We start from the raw sequence: 265 nt of genomic DNA, 5'->3' as shown, positions 1-265 counted from the left end.
CGCCTCACCAATTTCTGCACATGCCGTAAGTCCCTGAACGAAAGGCTGGTCGTGCATCAACCAGGGCAACGCGCCGAACGCTACGCGCCCACGAATATCTTCGGGTTGCTGTAACGTATAATCTTCGCCAACATCAGGGATTTCATCCCCTGTTTTCTGTAATTGCTCGCGTAGCCCAGGGAAAGGGATATCTTTCACTTTAAGCGGACGTTGTCCGCGGGCATCAATAAAAACGTCAAACGAGTAGCTGTTGTCTTCCGTTTTC

General features: G+C 50.9%; 1 protein-coding gene. It reads right to left on the bottom strand.

The genetic code is table 11. The annotated features are described in order from the left end of the window. Positions 1–265: hypothetical protein (locus tag R2R70_RS20775; RefSeq protein WP_410979019.1), on the bottom strand; the 265-nt coding region annotated here is incomplete at both ends.

Source organism: Cobetia sp. SIMBA_158 (assembly GCF_046566945.1).
Classification (GTDB): domain Bacteria; phylum Pseudomonadota; class Gammaproteobacteria; order Pseudomonadales; family Halomonadaceae; genus Cobetia; species Cobetia amphilecti.
Note: the sequence above shows the minus strand (reverse complement) of the source record. Positions and strands in the feature narration are given on the sequence as shown.